Here is a 24,652-nt window from a genome sequence, read left to right on the forward strand (position 1 = left end):
CGTCGGTGCGGCAGGATCCGGGATCCGGAGGTATGTTCAACTTCACCCGCGCCAGATCATGCCAGGGGCGGATGACAACAATTCGAAAAAAGGGGCGTAAGATTCGCCCCCTCGATTGCCGGAAAGCCCCGGCTGCGCGCAGCGCCCGGCCCTGGGGCCGGTCGGCTAGCGGTGATGTGTCAGCTTGCGATGCGCGCGGTATGGGGTCCTTACGGCAGCAAGCCTTTAGGCTTCTTCGACTTCGACGAAATCGTCACCGCCGCGGGCGGCTTCAACCACGTCCTGCACGGCGTTTGCACGGCCTTCCAGGATCGCGTCGGCCACGCCGCGCACGTACAGGGCAACTGCCTTGCTCGAGTCGTCGTTACCCGGGATCACGTAGTCGATGCCTTCCGGCGAGTGGTTGGTATCGACCACGCCGATGACGGGCACGCCCAGCTTCTTGGCTTCGGTCACGGCAATCTTGTGGTAGCCGACGTCGACCACGAAGATGGCGTCAGGCACGCCGCCCATGTCCTTGATGCCGCCGATGGACTTTTGCAGCTTGTCCATTTCGCGCTCGAACATCAGGGCTTCCTTCTTGCTCATGGTTTCCAGCGCGCCGGCTTCCTTGGCGGCTTCCATGTCCTTCAGGCGCTTGATCGAGATCTTGACGGTCTTGAAATTGGTCATCATGCCGCCGAGCCAGCGGGCGTCGACGTAGGGCATGCCAGCGCGGCCTGCTTCTTCAGCCAGGATTTCGCGCGATTGACGCTTGGTGCCCACGAACAGCACGGTGCCGCGATTTGCTGCCAGTTGACGCACGTACTTCAGCGCGTCCTGGAACATCGGCAACGTCTTTTCGAGGTTGATAATATGGATCTTGTTGCGGTGGCCGAAGATGTACGGAGCCATCTTGGGGTTCCAGAAGCGGGTTTGGTGGCCAAAGTGGCAACCGGCTTCCAGCATTTCGCGCATGGTAACGGACATGAAAAATCTCCAAAAGGGTTAGGTCTGAAGTCCGCCCCGACATTCCTGAAAAGGAACACCCCGGATGGACGGACTCGCAATTTCAAAAACTTTGTATATTTAGTAAGCGCAAGGCGCCCACCAAATACAGCGGCCACAAGTTAGTAGCTGCCCCGGCCTGCGAGCTGCTGCCGGCATGTCACATCGACACGCCAGGAAGCCGCAAGAAAGCCAGCCAGAGATTGTAGCAACAAAACAGGACTTCGCTCAAGAGGCCAATCGCCATGGAAAGGAGGCGCCCATAGCCGGCGAAGCCCGTTTTCGGCTGCGGTTGGTGGCCGATGGTGCGATAATCCCACTTTCAGATTCGATTTGAGGCGCAGCCCGTGGCTTCGCCGCCACTTTTGCGAGCAGCATGAGCATCCATATCAAGAACGCCGACGACATCGCCCAAATGCGGGTAGCCTGCCGGCTGGCCTCCGAGGTCCTCGACTACATCACGCCCTTCGTCAAGCCGGGAGTCACCACCGGCGAACTCGACCGGCTGTGCCACGCCTATATGCGCGAAGTGCAGGGCACGGTACCCGCGCCCCTGAATTATGCGCCGCCGGGCTACCCCCTTCCCCGGCGCCATCTGCACGTCGGTCAACGACGTCATCTGCCACGGCATCCCGGGCGAGCGCGTGCTGAAGTCCGGCGACGCGGTGAACCTCGACATCACCGTGATCACCAAGGAAGGCTACTACGGCGACACCAGCCGCATGTTCATCGCCGGAGAGGGCTCGATCCTGGCCAAGCGCCTGGCTCAGATCACCTTCGAATGCATGTGGAAGGGCATCGCCCAGGTGCGCCCCGGCGCCCGCCTCGGCGATATCGGCCATGTGATCCAGGTCCATGCGGAAAGCGCCGGCTATACCGTGGTGCGCGAGTACTGCGGCCACGGCATCGGCAAGAACTTCCACGAAGACCCGCAGATCCTGCACTACGGCCGCCCCGGCACCGGCATGGAAATCCAGCCCGGCATGATCTTCACGATCGAGCCGATGGTCAACGCAGGCAAGCGCGATATCCGCACCATGCCCGACCATTGGACCGTCAAGACGCGTGACCGCAGCCTGTCCGCGCAGTGGGAGCACACCATCCTGGTGACCGAGACCGGCTACGACGTGCTCACCGTCTCCGCGGGCACGCAGGCGCCGCCGTCGTTCGTCACTGATTCTGTTGCAGCCTGACGCTACGGGCGCCAAAGTTGGCGCCCTTCTTATTTCAGCCGTCCCTTCGATGCCCCAAGCCCTAGCCATGGACGCCACGCCGGAAATCATCCTCGCCACCCGTGTTCGCGATCAGCTGAAAGCCGACAAGCAAGCCGTGTTCGCGGACTTCAACGCGCACGGCCATGTCGGCCACCTGCTGACGCGCCTGCGGCGCGCGGTCGATACCGCGCTGGTCGAAGCCTGGCGCGGGCTGGGCCTGCCGGACGACAGCGCGCTGGTGGCGGTGGGCGGCTACGGGCGCGGCGAGCTGTTCCCGTTTTCCGATGTGGATGTGCTGCTGTTGCTGCCATCGGAGCCCGACGAGGACACCACCTCCAGGCTGGAGAAGTTCATCGGCCTGTGCTGGGACCTGGGGCTTGAAATCGGCTCCGCCGTGCGCACCGTGGACGACTGCATCCGCGAATCGCGCCAGGACGTGACGATCCAGACGTCCTTGCTGGAAGCGCGCCTGCTGACGGGCAACCGCAAGCTGTTTTCCGAGCTGCAGACGCGCTACCAGGCCGACCTGGACCCGCGCGCCTTCTTCCAGGCCAAGCTGCTGGAAATGCGCCAGCGCCACGCCAAGTACCAGGACACGCCCTACTCGCTCGAGCCCAACAGCAAGGAAAGCCCCGGCGGCCTGCGCGACCTGCAGGTGATCCTGTGGATGACCAAGGCGGCCGGCCTGGGCGACAGCTGGAAGGAACTGTTCGAGCGCGGGCTGCTGAGCGAGCGCGAAGCGCAGGAGCTCGCCCGCAACGAGCGCCTGCTCAAGACCATCCGTGCGCGCCTGCACCTGGTGGCCGGACGCCGCCAGGACGTGCTGGTGTTCGACCTGCAGACCGCGCTGGCCGAGTCCTTCGGCTATCGGCAGAACAATAACAAGCGCGCCAGCGAGCAGCTGATGCGCCGTTATTACTGGGCGGCCAAGGCGGTCACGCAGCTCAATATCGTGCTGCTGCTCAATATCGAGGCCATGCTGTTCCCGAGCGAATCCAAGGTGACGCGTGTCATCAACGAGCGCTTCGTGGAACGCCAGGGCATGCTCGAGATCACCAGCGACGATCTCTACGAGCGCGAGCCCCACGCCATCCTGGAAACGTTCCTGGTGTACGAGCGCACGCCGGGCGTCAAGGGCTTGTCGCCACGTACGCTGCGCGGCCTGTACAACGCCCGCACGGTGATGGACGCGAGCTGGCGCAACGATCCGGTAAACCGCCGCCTGTTCCTCGCCATCGTGCAGGAGCCGCAGGGCATCACCCACGCGCTGCGCCTGATGAACCAGACCAGCGTGCTGGGCCGTTACCTGATCAATTTCCGCCGCATCGTCGGGCAGATGCAGCACGACCTGTTCCACGTCTACACGGTGGACCAGCACATCCTGATGGTGGTGCGCAACATGCGCCGCTTCGCCATCGTCGAGCACACGCACGAATTCCCCTTCTGCAGCCAGCTGATGGCCACCTTCGACCGCCCCTGGGTGCTGTGGGTGGCGGCGCTGTTCCACGACATCGCCAAGGGCCGCGGCGGCGATCACTCCAAGCTTGGCACGGCCGACGCGCGCCGGTTCTGCAAGCAGCACGGCATCGAGCGCGAAGATGCCGACCTGATCGCCTGGCTGGTCGAGCATCACCTGACCATGAGCCATGTCGCGCAGAAGCAGGACCTGACCGATGCGGACGTGATCCATGCCTTCGCCCGCGTGGTCGGCACCGAGCGCTACCTGACCGCGCTCTACCTGCTGACGGTGGCCGATATCCGCGGCACCAGCCCCAAGGTGTGGAACGCGTGGAAGGGCAAGCTGCTGGAAGACCTCTACCGCATCACGCTGCGCGTGCTGGGCGGCGCGCGCGTGGACCCGCATTCGCTGTGGGCGCAGCGCAAGGACGACACCATTGCGCAGCTGCGGCTCAAGGCGTTCGACCCGGAACTGGGCAAGCCATTGTGGGCCCAGCTCGACGTGGCCTTCTTCCTGCGTCACGATGCGCGCGACATCGCCTGGCTCACGCGGCACCTGTACAACAAGGTGGACAGCCCGGTGCCGGTGGTCAAGGCGCGCCTGTCGCCCGCGGGCGAAGGCCTGCAGGTGGCGGTCTACGTCAAGGACCAGCCCGACGTGTTCGCGCGCATCTGCGGCTATTTCGAGCGCAAGAGCTTCTCCATTCAGGAGGCCAAGATCCACACCACGCGCCACGGCTATGCGCTGGATACCTTCCAGGTGACCGACCCGGGCATCAGCAGCGATGCCAGCGGCAACTACCGCGACATCATCGCGCTGGTGGAGCACGAACTGGCAGAGCGCCTGCAGCAGCAAGGCACGCTGCCGGAACCCGCCCAGGGGCGGCTGTCGCGCCAGTCGCGCAGCTTCCCGATCAAGCCGCGCGTTGACCTGCGCCCCGACGAACGCGGCCAGTACTACCTGCTTTCTTTGTCGGCCAACGACCGCACCGGCCTGCTGTACGCGATCTCGCGCGTACTGGCCAAACATCGCACCTCGGTGCATACCGCCCGCATCAATACGCTCGGCGAGCGGGTGGAAGACGTTTTCCTGGTCGATGGCAGCCGCCTCGGCTCGGATAACAAACTGCAGTTACAGCTTGAACAGGACCTGCTGGCGGCGCTGGCCATCTAGGCCGGACGCCCCACATAGAAGATATGACCGATAGCAATTCGCCCAAGCGCAAGACGCTGGGCATCAAGACCGCCGCGCCCGAGGGCAACGCCCGCAAACCCGCCGCCACCCGGCCGGTGCGGGTGTCCGACCTGAACCGTGGACGCGTGCGCGCCGTGGTCGACGGCATCAAGCAGGCACAGGAACGCGCCGGCGGCCGCAAGAAGGCGGAAGACGCTGGCCAGCGCCCGCCGCGCGGCCCGCGTACGGGCGAGGGGCAGGACCGGCCGCGCCGCTTCGGTCCAGGCGAGGGGCAGGACCGTCCGCGCCGCTTTGCCGGCGAAGGCAACGATCGCCCGCGCCGTTTCGACTCCGGCGAAGGGCAGGACCGTCCGCGCCGTTTCACCCCGGGTGAAGGCCAGGATCGGCCCCGCCGCTTTGGCGGCGACAGCAATGACCGCCCGCGCAACTTCGGCCCCGGCGAAGGCCAGGACCGTCCGCGTCGCTTTGCCCCGGGCGAAGGGCAGGACCGTCCCCGCCGCTTTGCTGGCGAAGGCAATGACCGCCCGCGCAACTTCGGCTCCGGCGAAGGCCAGGACCGCCCGCGTCGCTTCGCCCCGGGCGAAGGCCAGGATCGTCCGCGTCGCTTCGCGCCCGGCGAAGGGCAAGACCGTCCGCGCCGCTTCACCCCGGGCGAAGGCCAGGACCGCCCGCGCCGTTTTGCGCCCGGCGAAGGCCAGGACCGCCCGCGTCGCTTCGCCCCGGGCGAAGGCCAGGATCGTCCGCGTCGCTTCGCGCCCGGCGAAGGGCAAGACCGTCCGCGCCGCTTCGCCCCGGGCGAAGGCCAGGATCGTCCGCGTCGCTTCGCGCCCGGCGAAGGGCAAGACCGTCCGCGCCGCTTCACCCCGGGCGAGGGCCAGGACCGCCCTCGCCGCTTTGCCGGAGAAGGCAACGATCGCCCGCGCAATTTCGGTCCCGGCGAAGGCCAGGACCGTCCGCGCCGCTTTGCCGGCCAGGGCGACGACCGCCCTCGCCGTCCCGCTCCCGGTGGCGACAATGACCGTGCGCGCCGCTTCGGCCCGGGCGAAGGACAAGACCGTCCGCACCGCTCCGGCGATGCCGGCCGGCGCGACTACCAGGGCGCCCGTCCCGAACGTACGGAACGTGCGGAACGTGCGGCCCCCGTGCAAAACGCGCCCCAACCTAGCTCCGATGGCCTGGTGCGCCTGTCCAAGCGGATGTCGGAACTCGGCCTGTGTTCGCGCCGCGAAGCCGATGAATGGATTCCGCGCGGCTGGGTACTGGTCGACGGCCAGCCCGTCACCGAGCTCGGCTCGCGCATCAGCCCGGACGCCAACATCGAGATCCACCAGGCTGCGCGCTCCGAGCAAGGCGAACGCGTGACCGTGCTGCTGCACAAGCCGGTCGGTTACGTGTCGGGCCAGGCCGAAGATGGCTACGAGCCCGCCGCCGTGCTGTTCGCGCCGGAAAACCAGTGGGAGCTGGACCCCACACGCAAGCGCTTTGCCCCGTGGCAACGCAAGAGCCTGGCGCCTGCCGGCCGGCTCGACATCGACTCCACCGGCCTGCTGGTGCTGACCCAGGACGGCCGCGTTGCGCGCCACCTGATCGGCGAGGACTCGACCGTCGAGAAGGAATACCTGGTGCGGGTGAGCTGGGATTCGCCGGAAGGCCTGGTCGAGCGCGACATCTCGCACGTGTTCCCGGTGGAACTGATCGAGAAGCTGCGCCACGGCCTGTCGCTGGATGGTGAGGCGCTCAAGCCGGCCAAGGTGAGCTGGCAGAACGAGGAGCAGTTGCGCTTCGTCCTGCGCGAGGGCAAGAAGCGCCAGATCCGCCGCATGTGCGAACAGGTTGGCCTGCGGGTCGTGGGCCTGAAGCGCGTGCGCATGGGCCGCATCGTGCTGGGCGACCTGCCGGTGGGCCAGTGGCGCTTCCTTGGCGCCTTCGAGAAGTTCTAAGCACCAGCCGAAGCAAGCTGGCGGCCGCCATGGCCGCCCTGCAAGTCCACCATGGCGCGCGCGCTGCCCTGCGCCAATCGCTTCACAGCTGCGGCGCGCGGCAAGCGGCGCCGTGCGCATTGGCCGTCTCCGCCAGCCCGAACACCGCCTTGGCGCCGCATTGCGAGCCGAGCATCCGCTCCTGGTTGTGCCCCACGCCAACCACCTCGAACGCCTGGTGGCGCACCGGTGGGCGCTGGCTGCCCAACGGCACGGCAAGGTATTGCTGGTAGCGCAGGTAGCCGCGCGCGCGCTCCAGCCGGGTCGGCCCCTCGGCCTCGGCGCCGCAGGCCTTGTCGAGCACGCGGTGGTTGGGGTCGTTGTCTTCCGAGCCCACCAGGTAGGTCACCTGGCGCTGCTGATAGCGGCGGAACAGCGCATCGCCCGTCGCGCCGCGCGCATAGGGCACCATGTCGCGCATGCCATAGCGGTATTTGTCGTAGTCCGCGCAAATGGCCGTGTCATAGGGCGCAAAGTCCTTGCCGCGCGGGCGCTCCGGCGTGAAATACAGATACGACGAAGGATTCGCCACCACGTAGCGCAGATCGATGTCGCCCGCACGGATGCGCTCGTCGACGTTGTTCAGCACCGCATAGCGATGCACCAGCTGCGCGCCGCCCGAGTGGCCGGCCACCGTCACGCGGGTCACCGCGGGAAAACGGGCCTTGTTGGTCACCATGCCGACGAGGTCGTCCAGCACCTGCAGCGAGCTGACCGAGAACGGCGGGTTGACCGCGTCCTCCCCGCCCATCCAGCCCTGCACGCTCCACATCGGCATGCCGTCGAAATGCTTGCCCTTGGCCGCATCCGGCGTGCCGGGGAAGTTCGGCGCGAGCAGCAGCACCTCGTCGGGATTACGCCCGGTTTGCTTGAGCAGCGCCGCGCCGGCCGTGAAGTAGTCGTCGCCATTGCGCTGCAGCCCGTGCTGGACGAAGATCACCTCGCGGATGCCGCGCAGGTCGCCGTCCAGCGGATGGTTGGCGTAGACCGGGAAATCGTAGGCGCTCGCGCCCGTGCCGAGCCTGATCCGTTGCCATTGGGGGCAGCGGCTTGCGGCGCCGTGCCGCCCGCCGGCGCGGCCTGCTTCGCGGCACTGTCCGCGCCTGGGGCGGCGCAGCCGAACTGGGCCGCCGCGGCCAGCGCAATCAGTGCGATCGACGCGCAACGCGCAAGCCGAATTGTCTTCATGTCCTGTCTCCTGATGCTCGATGTGGCGCGCCGCTTGGCGCGCGCCAGTGTTTTCGTTCGTAAAGCCGCATCATCCTAGGCCGCCGCAACCTGGATGTAAAATATATGCCACAGTGGAGATACATATCTAAAAGATATGTATCCTGCAGCGCCGGCCCGGAAACAAATCATGGAACTGAGACACCTTCGCTACTTCCTCGCGGTAGCCGAAACCGGCCACATCACGCGCGCCGCCGAGCAGCTCGGCATCCAGCAGCCCCCGCTGTCGCAACAGTTGAAGGCGCTCGAGGCCGAGCTTGGGGTGATCCTGTTCGAGCGTCAGCCACGCGGCGTGATCCTCACCGCCGCCGGGCGCGCGCTGCGTACCGACGCGCTGGACATCTTTGCCCGCCTGGACCAGGCGCGCCAGCGCATGCAGCGCATGGCGCGCGGCGAGGAAGGCATGCTATCGGTCGGCTTCACCAGCTCGGCCGCCGCGCACAAGCTGACGCCGGAGGTGCTGCGCGCCTGTCGCCGCCGGTTTCCCGGCATCGCGCTCAAGCTCAGCGAGAACAACGCCGCCGAGGTCATCGAGCAACTCGCCGCGGGCACGCTCGATGTCGCGCTGTTGCGCGCGCCGGTGGGTCGCCCCGAAGGCCTGCGCTTCGAGCTGCTGCTGGAAGAGGAAATGGTGATCGCGCTGCCGCTGGACCATCCGCTGCTGCGCAAGCGTGCTGAGTCGGCCCACACGTCGGCCCAGGAAGCCATCTCGCTGCGCGCGCTGGCAGACGACGCGTTCATCCTGGTGCGGCGCCCAGGCGCGCCGGGCATGTATGGCGATCTGCTGAAGGTGTGCGAGCGGCTGGGCTTCACGCCCCGCGTGGGCGCGGAAGTCGAGCGGATGCTGAGCAACCTTAACCTGGTAGCCGCCGGCGCCGGCGTGACGGTGGTGCCGGCCTCGATGGCCGGGCTCAACCCGCACGGCGTGGCTTACCGCCGCATGAAAGAAGCCGACCAGCTGCGCGCGCCGCTGACCCTGGCTTACCGGGAGCGCGACGACAACCCTGCCTGCGCGGCGCTGGTCGCCCTGACCCACCGCATCGCGGCACGCCATCGCCGCCAGGGCAATCGCTGAGCAGTCGTCGCCGCTCAGTCGTCGCCGCTCAGTCGTCGCTATTGGGAGGCAGGTCGGGGAACAGCACCTCGGTAAAGCCGAAGCGCGTGAAGTCCGTCACCCGCATGGGATAGAGGATGCCCTGTAGGTGATCGCATTCATGCTGCACCACGCGCGCGTGGAAATCCTCGGCCACGCGCTCGATGCGCCCGCCCATCATGTCATAGCCGGTGTACTTCAGGCGCGTGAAACGCGACACCACCCCGCGCAGCCCCGGCACCGACAGGCAGCCTTCCCAGGCTTCATCCTGCTCCTCGCCAAGCGGCGTCAGCTCGGGATTGATCAGCACCGTCTTGGGCACGGTGGGTGCGTCGGGATAGCGCGGATTGCGGTCGAAGCCAAAGATCACCACCTGCAGGTCCACGCCGATCTGCGGCGCGGCCAGGCCAGCGCCGTTGGCGTGATCCATGGTGTCGAACATATCGTCGATCAGGAGGCGCAGCTCCGGCGTGTTGAAGCGCGTGACAGGGCGCGCGACCTGCAGCAGGCGCGGGTCGCCCATCTTGAGAATGTCACGGATCATGCTTGATCTCCGGTTTTAAGCTCGGCCAGCAACGCCAGCATGGCGGCCTCGTCCAGCACGGGCACGCCGAGCGCCTCGGCCTTTTCCAGTTTACTACCGGCTTCCGCGCCAGCCACCACATAGTCGGTCTTCTTCGACACCGAGCCGGCCACCTTGGCGCCGGCGGCTTCCAGCATTTCCTTGGCGTCCTCGCGCGAGAGCGTGGGCAGCGTGCCGGTCAGCACGAACGTCTTGCCAGCCAGCGCAGCGGGCGCGGCGCGTGCCGCCGGCTCGCTCTCCGGCCAGTGCACGCCGGCGGCGCGCAATTGCTCGATGACTTCCACATTGTGTGGCTCGGCCAGGAAGCTGGCGATGGACTGCGCCACCACCGGCCCCACGTCGTTGACCTCCAGCAAGGCGGCCTCATCGGCTGCCAGCAGCCCGTCGAGCTTGCCGAAATGCTTGGCCAGGTCCTTGGCCGTCGCTTCGCCCACATGGCGGATGCCAAGCGAGAAGATAAAACGGTTGAGCGTGGTCTCGCGCGAGGCCTCGATCGCTGCCACCAGGTTGGTGGCCGACTTGTCGGCCATCCGGTCCAGCGCGGCCAGCTTGGCGACGCCAAGCTTGTAGAGATCGGCCGGCGTGTGCACGATAGCCATATCGACCAGCTGCTCGACCACCTTGTCGCCCAGGCCTTCGATATCCATGGCGCGGCGCTGCGCGAAATGCAGCAGCGCCTGCTTGCGCTGGGCCGGGCAGATCAGCCCGCCGGTGCAGCGTGCGATCACCTCACCTTCCAGCTTCTCGATATGCGATCCGCACACCGGGCATGCGGTGGGCATGACAAAGGCCCGCGCGTGGGCAGGCCGGCGCTCCGGCACCACCGCCACCACTTCGGGAATCACGTCGCCGGCACGCCGCACGATCACGGTATCGCCGATGTGCACATCCTTGCGACGGATCTCGTCCTCGTTGTGCAGCGTGGCATTGGTCACCGTCACGCCGCCCACGAACACCGGCGCCAGCCGCGCCACCGGCGTGATAGCGCCGGTGCGGCCAACCTGCACCTCGATGTCCTCGACCACCGTGGTCATTTCCTGGGCCGGGAACTTGTGCGCCAGCGCGAAGCGCGGCGCGCGCGACACGAAGCCAAGGCGCTCCTGCTCGGCCAGCGCGTTGACCTTGTACACGACGCCGTCGATATCGTAGGGCAAGGCCGCGCGCCGCTCGCCCACGCCGCGGTAGAAGTCCAGCAAGCCCTCGGCGCCCAGCACTACCGCGCGCTCCGCGCAGACCGGCATGCCGATCTCGGCGAACCAGTCGAGCATGGCGCTGTGCGTCTGCGGACGCGGCGCACCTTGCAGATCGCCCAAGCCGTAGGCAAAGAACGACAAGGGGCGCTTCGCGGTGATGCGCGGATCCAGCTGGCGCAGGCTGCCGGCGGCGGCATTGCGCGGATTGACGAAGGTCTTTTCTCCGGCCTCGGCCTGCCGCGCATTGAGCTTGTCGAATTCGCGGCGGTACATGAAGACTTCCCCGCGCACTTCCAGCACCGCCGGCAAGTCCGCGGCGTCGCCGCGTAGCCGCAGCGGAATTGCCTTGATGGTGCGCACGTTGACGGTCACGTCCTCGCCGGTCTCGCCGTCGCCACGGGTGGCGGCCTGCACCAGCCGGCCGCCCTCGTAGCGCAAGGACATGGCCAGGCCGTCGAACTTCAGCTCGCAGGCATATTCCACCGCCTCGGCGGCGCTGAACAGGTCGGCCGCGCCCTCGGCGGGCGCGGCGCGCCCCAGCCCCTGTGCGCAACGCCGGTCGAAGGACACCACGTCCTCATCCTCGAAGCCGTTGTTGAGCGACAGCATCGGGATGGCGTGGCGCACCGTATCGAAGGCGGACAGCGGCTGCCCGCCCACGCGCTGCGTGGGCGACTCCGGGGTCAGCAAGTCGGGATGGACGGCCTCGATGTCCTGCAACTCGCGGAACAGCGCGTCGTATTCCGCATCGGGCACCGACGGCGCATCGAGGACGTAGTACTGGTAATTGTGGCGCTCCAGCTCGGCGCGCAGCCAGTCGGCGCGCGCGGCGGGAAAATCGCTGACAGGCGCGGGGCTTGCGCCGCCGCACCTTCTGGTTTGGTGCTCATGCTGGAGGGACTGAATCCGTTGTCGTCGTTGTCGTCGATATCGTCGATGCCGAACTGGCGTTTCAGAGACTGAACAAACGCAGCGTCACCGGCGAGCCCGCAGGCATGCCGCGCGCCTCGAGCTTGTCGTAGAGCGTCTGAAGCTGGCCGAAGATGGCGACGAAGGACGATTCGCTCAGCGGCCGCATATTGTCGTCGACCAGCTGCGCGCCCATGCGCTGCGCCAGGCTGTAGCCGTACTCGCAAACAGTCTTGAACGGCTTGGTCGCCTGCGCCGCGGACGGCACATCGAGCAGCAGCGTGATCTGGCGGCCAGCCTTGGCCGTGAGGTCATCGCGCAGGAAGTTGGTGTCGCCGAACTGCAGCGTGAACAAGGCCCGCTGCACGCCCTCGGCGTTGGCCTGATAGCGCGTGAAGCGCGTGCCATCGCGCGACAGCACCAGCCCGTCCTGGGTCGCCACGGTCTGCACATAGGCGGCCGACCATGGCGCGCCGTCGGAGATCACGTTGACGCCAAGCTGCACGTCACAACTGGCGGCAAACGCATCCAGCTCGCGGCCATTGGCCACCGTCTCGGTCATGTCCGGCAGCTCGGCGGAGGCGTCGAGCGCTTCGGCCAGCGCTTCCACCGCATTGACGAACTCGGAAAACTCGAGCGCATTGAGCGCGCCGCCGCGGTTGGCGAGCTGCACCGCGACCTGCAGGTCTTCGTACTGATGGCCGGCGGTGACCGGCTCCCAGGCATTGGCTTCGCTGCGCAGGCCTTCGATATGCACCTGCTTGGTCCCCGCGCGGCGCAGGCGGCCGGTGAGCGGCAGGATGCGATCGCCCGAGCTCTTGCGCTCCAGGTGCAGCGGCACGATGCAGTCGATCAGCGGATCGATGACGGCCGGCGTGGGCTGGCCATCCAGTGCAACGGGCTCGGGCTGCGGTTCTTTGGCAGGCGCAGGCTCCTGCTTGGGCTTGACCTGTTCGGCGTGTTCTTCATGGTCCGCAGCGTCATGCGGCTCAGCGGACCCGGCAGGCTGTCCCGACTCCTCGGCATGCCCGGGCTTGCCGGCAGCCGCATGGGGCGCATGAGTCGATGAGGGCGCCGCGGCAACGGCGACTTCGTCCGCCAGGGCGTCGTCGGCATCGGCCGAGCTGGCGGCCATGCGAGCCGCCACGGCGGCGGCGTCCAGCGGCGAGGCCGACAGCGTTGGCTCGCGGCGCTCGACCTGATGCTCGGGCGACGGCTCGTGCAGCTTGGCGCTGACTTCCGGCTTGATCACCGGGCTGACCACCGGCTCGCGCATCGGCGGCAGGTCGTCTTCGGGCTGCAGCGCGCGCGGGCGGCGCGCCTTGCGGATCTGCCACTGGTTGTAGGCTACGACCAGCAGCAGCAGGACAATACCGGCAACGATCAGGGCTGTCTGGAGCGTCATGCTGCCTCCGCCATCGAGATCGCTGCGTCCATATCCACGGCGACGATACGCGATACCCCTTGCTCCTGCATCGTCACGCCAATCAACTGGTGTGCCATTTCCATTGCGATTTTATTGTGGGAAATGAAGACGAACTGGGTCTTGTCCGACATGCGCGCCACCATATTGGCGTAGCGCTCCGTATTGGCATCGTCCAGCGGCGCGTCCACCTCGTCGAGCAAGCAGAACGGCGCCGGATTGAGCTGGAACATGGCGAACACCAGCGCGATGGCCGTCAGGGCCTTCTCGCCGCCCGACAGCAGGTGAATGGTCGAGTTCTTCTTGCCCGGCGGCTGCGCCATCACCTGCACGCCCGCGTCGAGGATTTCGTCACCGGTCATGATCAGCTTGGCTTGCCCGCCACCGAACAGCAACGGGAACAGCTCGCCGAAGTGGTGGTTGACCTGGTCGAAGGTCCCCTGCAGCATCGCGCGGGTTTCCTGGTCGATCTTGTGGATCGCGTCTTCCAGCGTGGTGATGGCGTCGACCAGGTCGGCCGACTGCGCATCGAGGAAGGTCTTGCGCTCGCGCGCCGCCGCCAGTTCGTCCAGCGCGGCCATGTTCACCGGCCCGAGCGCATTGATGGCGTTGTTCAGGCGCGTGACCTCGCCCTGCAGGTAGGAGGGCTTGAGATCGGGCGTGAGCTTCTCGGCCAGCGCGGCCTCGTCCACCTCGGCGGTGGTCAGTTGCTCGCTGAACTGCTCCTGGTTCAGGCGCGCGGCCTGTTCCTTCAACTGGTACTCGGTGATGCGGTCGCGCAGCGGCTGCAGGCTGCGCTCGGCGGCCAGGCGCTGGTCGTCGTACTGGCGCAGTTGCGCCGACAGCGCGTCCAGCTCGGTGCGGGCGAGCTGGAGCTTTTCTTCCTTCACGGCACGCCGCTCCAGCGCATCCTGCAGGCCGGTGTGGGCGGTCTGCTCGTTGATGGTTTCCAGCTCGACGCGGGCGTCTTCCAGCGATTGCGCAAGACGCTCCGACTGGTCGCCGGCGGTCTGGATATTGCGGCGCAGCTCGTCGATGCGGTTAGCCAGGTTGCGCTCGGCAAACAGGGCTTCCTGCGCCGCGCGCTCGAAGTCGCGCAGCTGGTGCCGTGCCGATGACAGCTTGCTGTCCAGCGCTTCGAAGGCCATCTGGTGGTCTTCGTGGGTAGACTGCATCTCCGCCAGGGCGGCGTCATGCTGCTCGAAGCTGGCTTCGGATTCCGCGCGGATGGCGCGCTGCTCTTCGATCTGCGCGGCGATTTCCGCCAGTTCCTCGCGAATCTGGCCGCTGCGCGCGGCGTAGCGCTCCATGGCCTGCGACAGCTTGAGCACGTCCATCTGCAGCGCGTGCACGCGGCGGGTGGCTTGCTCGCTGCGCCCGCGCGCCTCGGTGAGCGCCGCGCTGGCCTGCGTGTAGGCTGCTTCGGCGCGGACCGCCTGGCTCTTGGCCTCGTCGGACAGCAGCAGCTGGGCGCGCGCCTGCTTCTGCAGGTTTTCGATTTCCTGCTCGCGGGCCAGCATGCCGGCCTGCTCGGAATCGGCCGCATAGAGGTGGACCGAGTTGCGGCCCACCAGGTGGCCCTCGGCCACCACGAACGACGCGCCTTCCGGCAGCGTGGCGCGCTGGGCCAGCGCCGACGCCATGTCGGCAGCGGTGTAGATGTCGGCCAGCCAGTCCTGCATCACGGCCCGGATGCCGGGCTCGGTGATCTGCACCAGCGCCATCAGCGGGCGCAGGCCGGCAGGGGCTTCCTGCGGGCGCGCGGCCGGCGGCGGCGAGTAGAAGGCCAGCTTGGCAGGCGGCGCGTCGGACAGGAAGGACTTGATCCAGTCCAGGTTGGAGACTTCGAGCGCGCCGAGCTTTTCGCGCAGCACGGATTCCAGCGCGCTTTCCCAGCCCGGCTCGATATGGAGCTTCTTCCACAGGCGCGGCAACTCGGCCAGGCCGTGCTTGGCCAGCCACGGCTGCACCTTGCCTTCGGTCTGCACGTTTTCCTGCAACTGCCTGAGCGCGGCCAGGCGCGCTTCCAGCGACCCGATCGCGGCGGCCTCGCGCTGCACGCGCTCCTGCGCGCTGCGGCGCTCACTGTCCAGGCGCGGCACGCTATCGGCGGAGTCAGCCAGGATGGCCTGCGCCTCTTCCAGCACGGCATCCTGCTCGGCCAGCTCGGCGCGCTGCTCTTCCAGGCGGATCTCATCGGGACGGTCCAGCCCCTTTTCTTCGCCGGACAAGCGCTCGCGGCGCTGCTCGAGCTGCTGCAGCATCTGGTCGGCGCTGCGCTGCTGCGCGGCCTCCAGCTTGAGTGCCTGCTCGGCCTGCATGATGCTGGCGCGCTGCTCGTTGGACAGCACCTGGGCATCGCGCCATTGGGCTTCCAGCGTGGGCAGCTCGTCGGTCTTGTGCGCGACGGCCTCCTGGGCCTCGATGGTGCGGCCTTCGGCCACCGCCAGTTCTTCCTCGGCCTGCGCCAGGGCATCGGTAGCCTGCTCGGCCTTGCCCTGCCACTGCTCGCGCTGCGCCGTCAGTGCGGCGATCTGGGCCTGCACGCGGTTGCGCGACTCCACCACATAGCGGATCTCGGCTTCGAGCTTGCTGACTTCGGCATTGGCCTCGTACAAGCCGCCCTGCGCGGTGTGCATATTGTCCGAGGCCGCGTAATGCGCGGCGCGCATGGTCTCGAGCTCGGCCTCGACGTGGCGCAGTTGCGCGGTTTGCGCTTCCAGGTCGATCTGGGCCTGCTCGATGGCGCGCGTGTGCCGCTCCTGCTCGGCCTGGGCCTCGCGCTTGCGCAGCAACCACAACAGGTGCTGCTTTTCCTCGCCGTCGGACTGCAAGGTCTTGAAGCGCTGGGCCACTTCGGCCTGCCCTTCAAGCTTGTCCAGGTTGGTGCCAAGCTCGCGCAGGATGTCTTCGACGCGGGTCAGGTTCTCGCGCGTGTCCGACAGGCGGTTTTCGGTTTCGCGGCGGCGTTCCTTGTACTTGGACACGCCTGCGGCTTCTTCCAGGAAGATCCGCATGTCGTCGGGCTTGGCCTCGATGATGCGCGAGATCATGCCCTGCCCGATGATGGCGTAGGCGCGCGGCCCCAGGCCGGTGCCCAGGAAGATGTCCTGGATGTCGCGGCGGCGCACGGCCTGGTTGTTGATGTAGTAGGAGGACGTGCCGTCGCGGGTCAGCACCCGCTTGACGGCGATCTCGGCATATTGGCTCCATTGCCCGCCAGCGCGCCCCTCGGGGTTGTCGAACACCAGTTCGACGCTAGCGCGCCCCGCCTGCTTGCGCGCGGTGGAGCCATTGAAGATCACGTCCTGCATGGACTCGCCGCGCAGCTCGGAGGCACGCGACTCGCCCAGCACCCAGCGCACCGCATCGATGATGTTCGATTTGCCGCAGCCGTTGGGACCGACGATGCCGACCAGTTGGCCGGGCACTTGAAAATTGGTGGGATCGACGAAGGACTTGAAGCCCGCCAGCTTGATCGAGGACAGTCGCACGGTTGGTCGTGGGGTATCTAGCGTAATGCAGCGTTCAGGAGAGCCGGGCCCCAACGAGAAGCGGGGCCGACGCGTGCCGGTTGCGCCCCATGCCTTCTCTCTTGTGCCCGATAGATGGCGCTAATCATACCATCGCGCCTTCGGCGTCCGGGCGCTTTCCGGGCTAAGCGCAAGGCATTTCCCTGGGGGATTTGGGCCGCTTCCCATACACCTTGTGCGGTTCGCGCCCCACACTCCGGCAATGCGGCCATGCGGCGAAGACCACCACCCTGCGCTGATTGACGTCGTTTGCTCGGCACCGGCGGGAAACTTCCGAGGGTTAGTGCTAGTCTCTTCATTGTCAGCGTGATCCTTGAGGCCCATTGCGCCCGCCGTCCCGTTACCGGCGCAATGGCTGCCTCCGGCCAACGCGGAGCCCGGCTTCGCGACCCTTCTGGGAGTGTTCAGCATGACCGCCTTCACCCCGGCGATATCAGACGGCAGATCATCCGGCCAGGATGCCGGCTTTGTAATCAAAGCGCCACCCTGGTCCCTGAGCGACATCGATTTCCAGGCCATCGACACCGCCCGGGTGCGACCCGATCGCGAGTTGTTCTACCTGCTGGTGTCGGCGTCCTTCGTCGAAAGCGGCTCGGACACGTATGCCGGCAACCTGGCCCACTACTACGCCGCCAACCCCGAGGCTTCCAGCTGGCTGTCCGAACACTGGGAGGCGGAGGAGCTGCAGCACGGCCTGGCCCTGCGGCGCTATGTGGAACATGTCTGGCCCGAATTCGACTGGGAGCGCGGCTACGCGCGGTTCTTCGAGGAATACCGCCATACCTGCTCGATCGACAAATTCGAGCCCACTGAAGCCCTTGAGATGGCCGCGCGCTGCGTGGTCGAGACCGGCACCGCGGCCCTCTACCGCTCCCTGGAGCAAGCCAGCGACGAGCCGGTGCTGCGCAACCTGACGCGGCGCATCGCCGATGACGAGGTGCGCCACTACAAGCATTTCTACCGCTACTTCAACACCTTCAACGGCGTGGAACGGCTCGGCCGCCTGCGCGTGCTGGGCGCTTTGGTGCGCCGCCTGCTGGAAATCAAGAACGAAGACGCGGAGATCGCGCTGCGCAATGTGCTGCGCATCGAGCGCGGCACCGAGGATATCCCGCAAAAGGACGTGCGCAAGCTCAACTCCGGGTCAGCGCCGTGATCCGGCGCAACCTGCCGATCGAGATGACGGTCAAGATGCTGCTGCGCCCGCTGCGCCTGCATGCCGGCGTGGAGCGCGCCATCCGCAAGCCGCTGGTGGCGGTGGTCTCGCGGGCGATGCTTTATTGAGGCCGAGTAAGGCCGAGTAAGGGCGAGCGCCAGCTATTGCGGCTGCAGCGCCTGGTCCGCACCGGCGGCGGCGTCGGCACGACGTGCCTTGGTGCGGTGCACCAGCCCCGATAAGGCGCCAGCCGCCACGATGCAAAGGCCGCCGGCGGCCTCTTTCCAGCTCAGCGTCTCGGTCGCCAGCCACCACGACGACACCGCCGCAATCACGATCTCGAACAGCATCAGCAGCGATACCCGGTTGGCCGGCAACCGCTGCAGCCCGTACTGGACCACCGAATTGCTCAACACCAACGTGGCGGCGAGACCCAGCATCAGCGCCAGGCCGCCCCAGCCGGTCAGCGGCGCCAGCGCCACGCCGCCCGGCTCCAGCAACAGCGCGCACGGCAGGCCGACCGCCGTGCAGCCCAGGTAGACCATCACGGTGCGCAGGCGCGCATCCATCTCCGGATAAAGTTGCCCGGCCCGGCGCGACAGCACATTGTTGACGGCAAACCCCATGCCGCCGATCAGGCCGGACCATTCCGCCGCGCGCGTGGGCAACGGCAGGCCCACTTCCGGCGTCCACAGCATCAGCCCCGCGCCAAACAGCGCAAGCACCACCAGCAGCAAGCCGGGCGCCGACAGCTTCTCGCCCAGGAAGACGCGGGCGAACAAGGCCGTCCAGACCGGCGTCAGGTAGAACAGCAGCAACACTCGCATCACGTGGCCGTTGACGCTGCCCCACACAAAGCCGGCGTTGGTCACGCCGGCCGCCAGCCCGATCGCCACGAACAGCCACGACCAGCGCAGGCCGCCCAGGTGGCGGGCGAAGGCCACCAAGGCAATCAGCGCGGCCATGGCGCTCACCAGCGCGGCCGCCGTCATGCCGCCCAGGCCCCAGCCGGCCAGCACCCGGTAGGGAAACCAGGCGATGCCCCAGACTGAAGCACCCAGCAGGATGGACAAAGTGGATTTAAAGGCATGCGGGTCGGCCGCGGCCGACGCGGTGGAAGCTGGAGGCAGATGGCTCATGGGAAAACGGTTAAGGCTGCCGGTCGGGCAGCCAGTCAGTATTGGGTATCGGAAAATCACCGCGGGACACTCGGGGGCAATCGGGGACAATCGGGCACAGCCGGGGCGGCGCTCCACCAGGGCCTTACCGGCACGCGGGAATGCCCGGCAATCCTTTATAATGACCGGCTTTGAGCTTGGCCCTTGCGGCCTGAACCTGATCGTGAATCCCCGCCTCGACCTGCTCCAGCCCTATCCGTTCGAGAAACTGCGCGTGCTGCTGGCTGACGTCAAACCGAACGGCGCGCTGCCCGCGATCAGCTTCGGCATTGGCGAACCCAAGCACCCCACGCCCGAGTTCATCAAGACGGCGCTGTCGAATGCACTGCAGGGACTGGCGAATTATCCCACAACGGCCGGATCCGATGCACTACGACAGTGCATGGCCGCGTGGCTCCAGCGCCGCTACAACCTGCCAGCTGTCAACGCCGCCACCCAGGTGCTGCCGGTGACCGGCTCGCGCGAGGCGCTGTTCGCCTTCGCCCAGACCGTGGTCGACGCCAGCCAGCCTGGCGCGCTGGTGCTGTGCCCCAACCCGTTCTACCAGATCTACGAAGGCGCGGCCCTCCTGGCCGGCGCCACCCCGGTGTTCGCTAACAGCGACCCGGCGCGCAACTTGCGCCCGCCTTCGATCGCATCCCTGCCGAGACCTGGGCCAAGGTGCAACTGGTTTTCGTGTGCTCTCCGGGCAACCCGACCGGCGCCGTGCTGTCGCTGGAAGACTGGCGCGAACTGTTCGCGCTGTCCGACCGCCATGGCTTCGTGATCGCCTCGGACGAGTGCTACTCGGAGATTTACTTCAAGGAAGGCGAGCCGCCGCTGGGCGCGCTGGAAGCGGCGCACAAGCTGGGCCGCGCCGAGGGCGCCCATCCCTTCGAGCGCCTGGTGATGTTCTCCAGCCTGTCCAAGCGCTCCAATGTGCCGGGCCTGCGCTCGGGCTTCGTGGCTGGAGACGCCGCCCTGCTGAAGAAATTCCTGCTATACCGTACCTATCACGGCGGCGCCATGAACCCGGCGGTGCAGACCGCCAGCGTGGCGGCCTGGAACGACGAGGCCCATGTGCGCGACAATCGCGCCGCCTACGTGCGCAAGTTTGCCGAGGTCACGCCGATGCTGGCCGAGGTGCTGGGCGTGGCGCTGCCCGATGCCGGCTTCTACCTGTGGGCGGATGTCTCGCGCACCGGCCTGTCGGACACCGAGTTTGCCGCGCGGCTGCTGGCCGAGCAGAACGTCACCGTGCTGCCGGGCAGCTACCTGGCGCGCGAGGCCGACGGCATCAACCCGGGCGCCAACCGCGTGCGCATGGCGCTGGTGGCCACGCCCGAGGAATGCCTGGAAGGCGCGCGCCGCATCGTCGCCTTCTGCAAATCGCTGGGCTGAAACCAGAGGACGCGGGCGACGCGCACCGCACACACCGTATTTTGTTGTAGACAACGATCAACCACTGAAAAGACGCATATGACGCAAGCACTGCAAGCCCTGATCGACCAGGCATGGGAAGACCGCGCAAGCCTCTCGCCCAAGTCCGCCCCCAACGACATCCGCGAAGCCGTGGCCAACGTGATCGGCCAACTCGACACCGGCGCCCTGCGCGTGGCCCAGAAGCAAGGCAAGGAATGGATCGTCAACCAGTGGATCAAGAAGGCCGTGCTGCTGTCGTTCCGCCTGGAAGACAATGCGCCGATGTCCGCTGGCGGCTTCGCCCAGTTCTACGACAAGGTGCCGACCAAGTTCGCCAACTGGACCGCTGACGACTTCGCCAAGGGCGGCTTCCGCGTGGTGCCCCCGGCGGTAGCCCGCCGCGGCTCGTTCATCGCCAAGAACGCCGTGCTGATGCCCTCGTACGTCAACATCGGCGCCTACGTCGATGAAGGCACCATGGTCGACACCTGGGCCACCGTCGGCTCGTGCGCCCAGATCGGCAAGAACGTCCACCTGTCCGGCGGCGTCGGCATTGGCGGCGTGCTCGAGCCGCTGCAGGCCAACCCGGTCATCATCGAAGACAACTGCTTCATCGGCGCGCGCTCGGAAGTGGTCGAAGGCGTGATCGTGGAAGAAAACTCGGTGATCTCGATGGGCGTGTACCTCGGCCAGTCGACCAAGATCTATGACCGCGAAACCGGCGAGATCCACTACGGCCGCGTGCCGGCTGGCTCGGTGGTGGTGGCGGGCAACCTGCCCTCCAAGGATGGCAAGTACAGCCTGTACTGCGCCGTGATCGTCAAGAAGGTGGACGCGCAAACCCGCGCCAAGACCAGCCTGAACGACCTGCTGCGCGGCGACTGATCTCGCCCGCCGCATCGAGGGGAGCGCCCCTGGCCCGGAACCGCGCGCGTGCGCGGCCGGTCTGAACCGGAATGCCGGATCAGAACGCTAACGCTCCCCTTTCCCCGCTCTCCAACGGTTCCCGCTCAATGGATACCGCCGCCGGCCGCCGCTGGCCCGCCCTTCGCAAGCGACTCATGGCCCTGGACCCGACCACTGTCACCACCGTTCTCTCGCTGCTGCCCACGATCCTCGAACAGGCCAACAAGACCATCGAGAAGATCAAGAAGGGCAAGCGCCGCGATGGCAGCACGGACATGCCAGGCCCGGACACGCGCGACCCTGCCGCACGCATCGCGGATCTCGAAAACGCCGCCATGCAGCAGGCCGAAGCCGTCAAGCTGCTGGCCGAGCAACACGCCATCACCATCGAGGCCCTGCGCCGCGAGGCCGCACGGCTGGATCGCCGGTTGCGCCTGATGACGGGCGTGGCCATGGCCGGTTTCGCGCTTGGCCTCGCCGGCCTGGTGGTCGCCCTCAACCTTTTGCTGCGCTAGCCAGACCGGCCGGCCCTCTCGTTCCTCCGCTCATCGCCATGACTGTCCTGCTCTACGGCATTCCCAACTGCGATACCGTCAAGAAAGCCCGTACCTGGCTCGAATCCAACGGTGTGGACTACACCTTCCACGACTTCAAGAAGCAAGGCGTGGACGAAGCCATGCTGCGCGGCTGGCTCGCGCATGTGCCGCTCACCACCCTGCTTAACCGCAAGGGCACCACCTGGCGCGCGCTGTCCGATGCGGACAAGGCGCTTGCGGAACAGGATGCCGGCGCGATTCTCCTGATGCAGCAAAGCCCTTCGCTGATCAAGCGGCCGGTGCTGGCCCACAAGGGCAGCGTCAGCGTGGGGTTTTCGCCGGATAATTACGCCAGTTTGTTTTAGAGCCCTGAAGCGCTGGCCGAAGCCGGCAGGATGCGCCAGCGCCGCTTGCGGTGCCCGAGGGTTGTTACTCCCTCTCCCCGGCCCCTCTCCCGCTCTCGCGGGAGAGGGGAGCAAACCAGCGGATGTCCCGAGCGACACAGGCGTCCCGGCGAACGGCAGAAAACCGGGCAGCTCTTCGACAGGCCGAAGCCCGCATGCAACTGCCCCATAGCTAAGTCCCTTGGACCTATTGATTCCTCTCATGACCGCCACCCTCGCCCTCACCGAAGACCTGATCCGCCGCCGCTCCGTCACGCCCGCCGATGAAGGCTGCCAGGCCGTGCTGGAAACCCGCCTGAAGGCGCTCGGCTTCGCCTGCGAAGCCATCGTCAGCGGCCCGGACGATTTCCGCGTGACCAACCTGTGGGCCGTCAAGCGCGGCACGCGCGGCCAGGAGGGCAAGCTGCTGGCCTTTGCCGGCCATACCGACGTGGTGCCCACCGGCCCACTGGAGCAATGGGGCTCCGACCCCTTCCTGCCCAGCCACCGCGACGGCAAGCTGTATGGCCGTGGCGCCGCCGACATGAAGACCTCGATCGCCGGCTTCGTGGTGGCGGTGGAAGAATTCGTCAAGGCTCACCCGGACCACGCCGGCTCGATCGCCTTCCTGATCACCAGCGACGAAGAAGGTCCCGCGCATGACGGCACCGTCAAGGTGGTCGAAGCGCTCAAGGCACGCGGCGAACGGCTCGACTACTGCGTGGTGGGCGAGCCCACCTCGGTCGACACGCTGGGCGACATGGTCAAGAACGGCCGCCGCGGCTCGCTCTCCGGCAAGCTCACCGTGAAGGGCGTGCAGGGCCATATCGCCTACCCGCACCTGGCCAAGAACCCCATCCACCTGGCAGCGCCCGCGCTGACCGACCTGGTGAACGAACGCTGGGACGAAGGCAACGAGTATTTCCCCGCCACCAGCTGGCAGATGTCGAATATCCACGGCGGCACCGGCGCCACCAACGTGATCCCGGGCCATGTCACCATCGATTTCAATTTCCGCTTCTCCACCGCCAGCACGCCCGACGGCCTGAAGGCGCGCGTGCATGCCATCCTGGACCGCCACCAGCTCAACTACGACCTGGACTGGACCCTGGGCGGCGAGCCCTTCCTGACCGCGCGCGGCGACCTGTCCGAAGCGCTGGCCGGCGCCATCGCAGCGCAGACGGGCGTCAAGACCGAGCTGTCCACCACCGGCGGCACCTCCGATGGCCGCTTCATCGCCAAGATCTGCCCGCAAGTGATCGAGTTCGGGCCGCCCAACGCGAGCATCCACAAGATCGACGAGCACGTGGAAGTGCGCTTTATCGAACCCCTCAAAAACATCTACCGCGGCGTGCTGGAACGCCTGATCGCCTGATCGCCGCGGACAAAAGAAAGACCACATGACCACCTCCTCCCCTCTGCGCACCGTGCGCGACCTGCTGCGCTTCGCGGTCTCGCGCTTCACCCAAGCCAAGCTGTCCTTTGGCCACGGCAGCGCCAATGCCTACGACGAAGCCGCGTACCTGACGCTGCATACGCTGCACCTGCCGCTGGACACGCTCGACCCGTTCCTCGACGCCCGCCTGCTGCCCGAAGAAGTGGACGCCGTGCTGCAGGTCATCGAGCGCCGCGTCACCGAGCGCGTGCCCGCGGCCTACATCACCAACGAGGCCTTCATGCACGGCCTGCGCTTCTACGTGGACTCGCGCGTGATCGTGCCGCGCAGCTTCGTTGGCGAACTGCTGCATGAAGGGCTGGAACCCTGGGTAGGCGACAGCGCCGAGATCGGCCCGGTGCTGGAGTTGTGCACCGGCTCCGGCTGCTTGCCGATCATCGCCGCGCACGTCTGGCCGAAGGCCCGTATCGACGCAGTCGATATTTCGCCGGACGCACTGGCCGTGGCTCGCCGTAATGTGGCGGACTACAAGATGGAAGACCGCATCAGCCTGTACGAGGGCGATCTGTACGCACCGCTGCCCGCCGGCGCCAAATACGATGTGATCCTCACCAACCCGCCTTACGTCAACGAAACCTCCATGCAAGCGCTGCCGGCCGAATACCAGGCCGAGCCGCGCATCGCACTGGCCGGTGGCGATGACGGCATGGACGTGGTCCGCCGCATCATTGCCGGCGCCAAGGCACACCTGAATCCGGGCGGCGCGCTGGTGGTGGAGATCGGCAACGAGCACGCCAATGTGCAAGCCGCGTTCCCCGATCTGGAGATCGTCTGGTTGCCGGTCAGCGCCGGGGAGGAGCAGGTGTTCCTGCTGACGTACGAGGCACTCCCAGGCTGAAGCC

At 66.9% G+C, this 24,652-nt stretch carries 15 protein-coding genes and 3 pseudogenes; 11 read left to right on the forward strand and 7 right to left on the reverse strand.

All coding sequences use genetic code 11. From position 1 onward, the window contains the following. Positions 1 to 225: 225 nt before the first annotated feature. On the reverse strand, positions 226 to 969 hold the full coding sequence (gene rpsB, locus OMK73_RS18255; protein WP_043346950.1) for a 30S ribosomal protein S2: 744 nt from the start codon (positions 967 to 969) through the stop codon (positions 226 to 228). Positions 970 to 1,363: 394 nt separating this feature from the next. Here rpsB and map point away from each other — a divergent pair. From map to OMK73_RS18270, 3 genes and pseudogenes are all read left to right on the forward strand, one after another. Next, positions 1,364 to 2,180 (forward strand): annotated as a pseudogene (gene map, locus OMK73_RS18260) (type I methionyl aminopeptidase). Between the two features lie 67 nt (positions 2,181 to 2,247). Beyond that, positions 2,248 to 4,833 (forward strand): [protein-PII] uridylyltransferase, encoded by a 2,586-nt coding sequence (locus tag OMK73_RS18265; protein ID WP_267606424.1) that lies wholly within the window; start codon positions 2,248 to 2,250, stop codon positions 4,831 to 4,833. Between the two features lie 23 nt (positions 4,834 to 4,856). Then, entirely contained in the window at positions 4,857 to 6,794 is a 1,938-nt protein-coding gene (locus OMK73_RS18270) for a pseudouridine synthase (protein WP_267603354.1), read from the forward strand. A gap of 82 nt (positions 6,795 to 6,876) precedes the next feature. Here OMK73_RS18270 and OMK73_RS18275 read toward each other — a convergent pair whose 3' ends face one another. After that, positions 6,877 to 7,998, reverse strand: a complete 1,122-nt coding sequence (locus tag OMK73_RS18275; RefSeq protein ID WP_420715545.1) for a hypothetical protein — start codon at positions 7,996 to 7,998, stop codon at positions 6,877 to 6,879. Between the two features lie 192 nt (positions 7,999 to 8,190). On the opposite strand from OMK73_RS18275, the gene OMK73_RS18280 reads away from it, so the two are divergent. Next, entirely contained in the window at positions 8,191 to 9,135 is a 945-nt protein-coding gene (locus OMK73_RS18280; RefSeq protein WP_267603356.1) for a LysR family transcriptional regulator, read from the forward strand. Between the two features lie 28 nt (positions 9,136 to 9,163). Here the strand turns inward: OMK73_RS18280 and def are convergent, their stop codons facing one another. The 4 genes from def to smc are packed head-to-tail and all read right to left on the reverse strand — an operon-like array spanning position 9,164 to position 16,755. Further along, complete coding sequence (gene def, locus OMK73_RS18285; RefSeq protein ID WP_267603357.1) at positions 9,164 to 9,697, reverse strand: peptide deformylase; 534 nt, start codon at positions 9,695 to 9,697, stop codon at positions 9,164 to 9,166. Then, positions 9,694 to 11,835 (reverse strand): NAD-dependent DNA ligase LigA, encoded by a 2,142-nt coding sequence (gene ligA, locus OMK73_RS18290; protein ID WP_267606425.1) that lies wholly within the window; start codon positions 11,833 to 11,835, stop codon positions 9,694 to 9,696. The genes def and ligA overlap by 4 nt, the downstream gene beginning before the upstream one ends. Positions 11,836 to 11,881: 46 nt before the next feature. Then, positions 11,882 to 13,243 carry a cell division protein ZipA C-terminal FtsZ-binding domain-containing protein gene (locus tag OMK73_RS18295; protein ID WP_267603358.1) on the reverse strand — a complete coding sequence of 454 codons (1,362 nt, stop codon included), beginning with the start codon at positions 13,241 to 13,243 and terminating at the stop codon, positions 11,882 to 11,884. Further along, complete coding sequence (gene smc, locus OMK73_RS18300) at positions 13,240 to 16,755, reverse strand: chromosome segregation protein SMC (protein WP_267603359.1); 3,516 nt, start codon at positions 16,753 to 16,755, stop codon at positions 13,240 to 13,242. Before smc ends, OMK73_RS18295 begins: the two co-directional genes overlap by 4 nt. Positions 16,756 to 17,287: 532 nt before the next feature. Between smc and OMK73_RS18305 the strand changes: the two are divergent. Next, positions 17,288 to 18,078, forward strand: a pseudogene (locus OMK73_RS18305) (ferritin-like domain-containing protein). 33 nt (positions 18,079 to 18,111) lie between these two features. Here OMK73_RS18305 and OMK73_RS18310 read toward each other — a convergent pair. Then, on the reverse strand, positions 18,112 to 19,089 hold the full coding sequence (locus OMK73_RS18310) for a DMT family transporter (RefSeq protein ID WP_267603360.1): 978 nt from the start codon (positions 19,087 to 19,089) through the stop codon (positions 18,112 to 18,114). Between the two features lie 202 nt (positions 19,090 to 19,291). Between OMK73_RS18310 and dapC the strand changes: the two are divergent. From dapC to prmB, 6 genes and pseudogenes are all read left to right on the forward strand, one after another. Beyond that, positions 19,292 to 20,508, forward strand: a pseudogene (dapC, locus tag OMK73_RS18315) (succinyldiaminopimelate transaminase). A gap of 78 nt (positions 20,509 to 20,586) precedes the next feature. Beyond that, the gene (gene dapD / locus OMK73_RS18320) at positions 20,587 to 21,414 is read left to right on the forward strand and encodes a 2,3,4,5-tetrahydropyridine-2,6-dicarboxylate N-succinyltransferase (protein WP_267603361.1); all 828 of its coding nucleotides are present in this window, start codon (positions 20,587 to 20,589) and stop codon (positions 21,412 to 21,414) included. Positions 21,415 to 21,590: 176 nt separating this feature from the next. Further along, positions 21,591 to 21,950: a hypothetical protein gene (locus tag OMK73_RS18325; RefSeq protein WP_267606426.1), complete on the forward strand. Its 360-nt coding sequence runs from the start codon at positions 21,591 to 21,593 to the stop codon at positions 21,948 to 21,950. A gap of 38 nt (positions 21,951 to 21,988) precedes the next feature. Beyond that, positions 21,989 to 22,336 carry an arsenate reductase gene (locus OMK73_RS18330; RefSeq protein WP_267603363.1) on the forward strand — a complete coding sequence of 116 codons (348 nt, stop codon included), beginning with the start codon at positions 21,989 to 21,991 and terminating at the stop codon, positions 22,334 to 22,336. A 241-nt stretch (positions 22,337 to 22,577) separates the two neighbouring features. Beyond that, complete coding sequence (gene dapE, locus OMK73_RS18335) at positions 22,578 to 23,729, forward strand: succinyl-diaminopimelate desuccinylase (protein ID WP_267603365.1); 1,152 nt, start codon at positions 22,578 to 22,580, stop codon at positions 23,727 to 23,729. Between the two features lie 25 nt (positions 23,730 to 23,754). After that, a complete protein-coding gene (gene prmB, locus OMK73_RS18340) occupies positions 23,755 to 24,648 on the forward strand; it encodes a 50S ribosomal protein L3 N(5)-glutamine methyltransferase (protein ID WP_267603366.1) in 894 nt (297 codons plus the stop codon). Positions 24,649 to 24,652 lie beyond the last annotated feature (4 nt).

Origin of the sequence: Cupriavidus sp. D39 (assembly GCF_026627925.1) — a bacterium.
In the GTDB taxonomy this organism is placed as follows: domain Bacteria; phylum Pseudomonadota; class Gammaproteobacteria; order Burkholderiales; family Burkholderiaceae; genus Cupriavidus; species Cupriavidus ulmosensis.

Excerpts from the sequence above, each read along its gene's own strand:
- rpsB (WP_043346950.1), bottom strand. The coding sequence starts at position 969 with ATGTCCGTTACCATGCGCGAAATGCTGGAAGCCGGTTGCCACTTTGGC.
- OMK73_RS18265 (WP_267606424.1), top strand. The coding sequence starts at position 2,248 with ATGGACGCCACGCCGGAAATCATCCTCGCCACCCGTGTTCGCGATCAG.
- OMK73_RS18270 (WP_267603354.1), top strand. The coding sequence starts at position 4,857 with ATGACCGATAGCAATTCGCCCAAGCGCAAGACGCTGGGCATCAAGACC.
- OMK73_RS18280 (WP_267603356.1), top strand. The coding sequence starts at position 8,191 with ATGGAACTGAGACACCTTCGCTACTTCCTCGCGGTAGCCGAAACCGGC.
- def (WP_267603357.1), bottom strand. The coding sequence starts at position 9,697 with ATGATCCGTGACATTCTCAAGATGGGCGACCCGCGCCTGCTGCAGGTC.
- OMK73_RS18295 (WP_267603358.1), bottom strand. The coding sequence starts at position 13,243 with ATGACGCTCCAGACAGCCCTGATCGTTGCCGGTATTGTCCTGCTGCTG.
- OMK73_RS18310 (WP_267603360.1), bottom strand. The coding sequence starts at position 19,089 with ATGAGCCATCTGCCTCCAGCTTCCACCGCGTCGGCCGCGGCCGACCCG.
- dapD (WP_267603361.1), top strand. The coding sequence starts at position 20,587 with ATGACGCAAGCACTGCAAGCCCTGATCGACCAGGCATGGGAAGACCGC.
- OMK73_RS18325 (WP_267606426.1), top strand. The coding sequence starts at position 21,591 with ATGGCCCTGGACCCGACCACTGTCACCACCGTTCTCTCGCTGCTGCCC.
- OMK73_RS18330 (WP_267603363.1), top strand. The coding sequence starts at position 21,989 with ATGACTGTCCTGCTCTACGGCATTCCCAACTGCGATACCGTCAAGAAA.
- dapE (WP_267603365.1), top strand. The coding sequence starts at position 22,578 with ATGACCGCCACCCTCGCCCTCACCGAAGACCTGATCCGCCGCCGCTCC.
- prmB (WP_267603366.1), top strand. The coding sequence starts at position 23,755 with ATGACCACCTCCTCCCCTCTGCGCACCGTGCGCGACCTGCTGCGCTTC.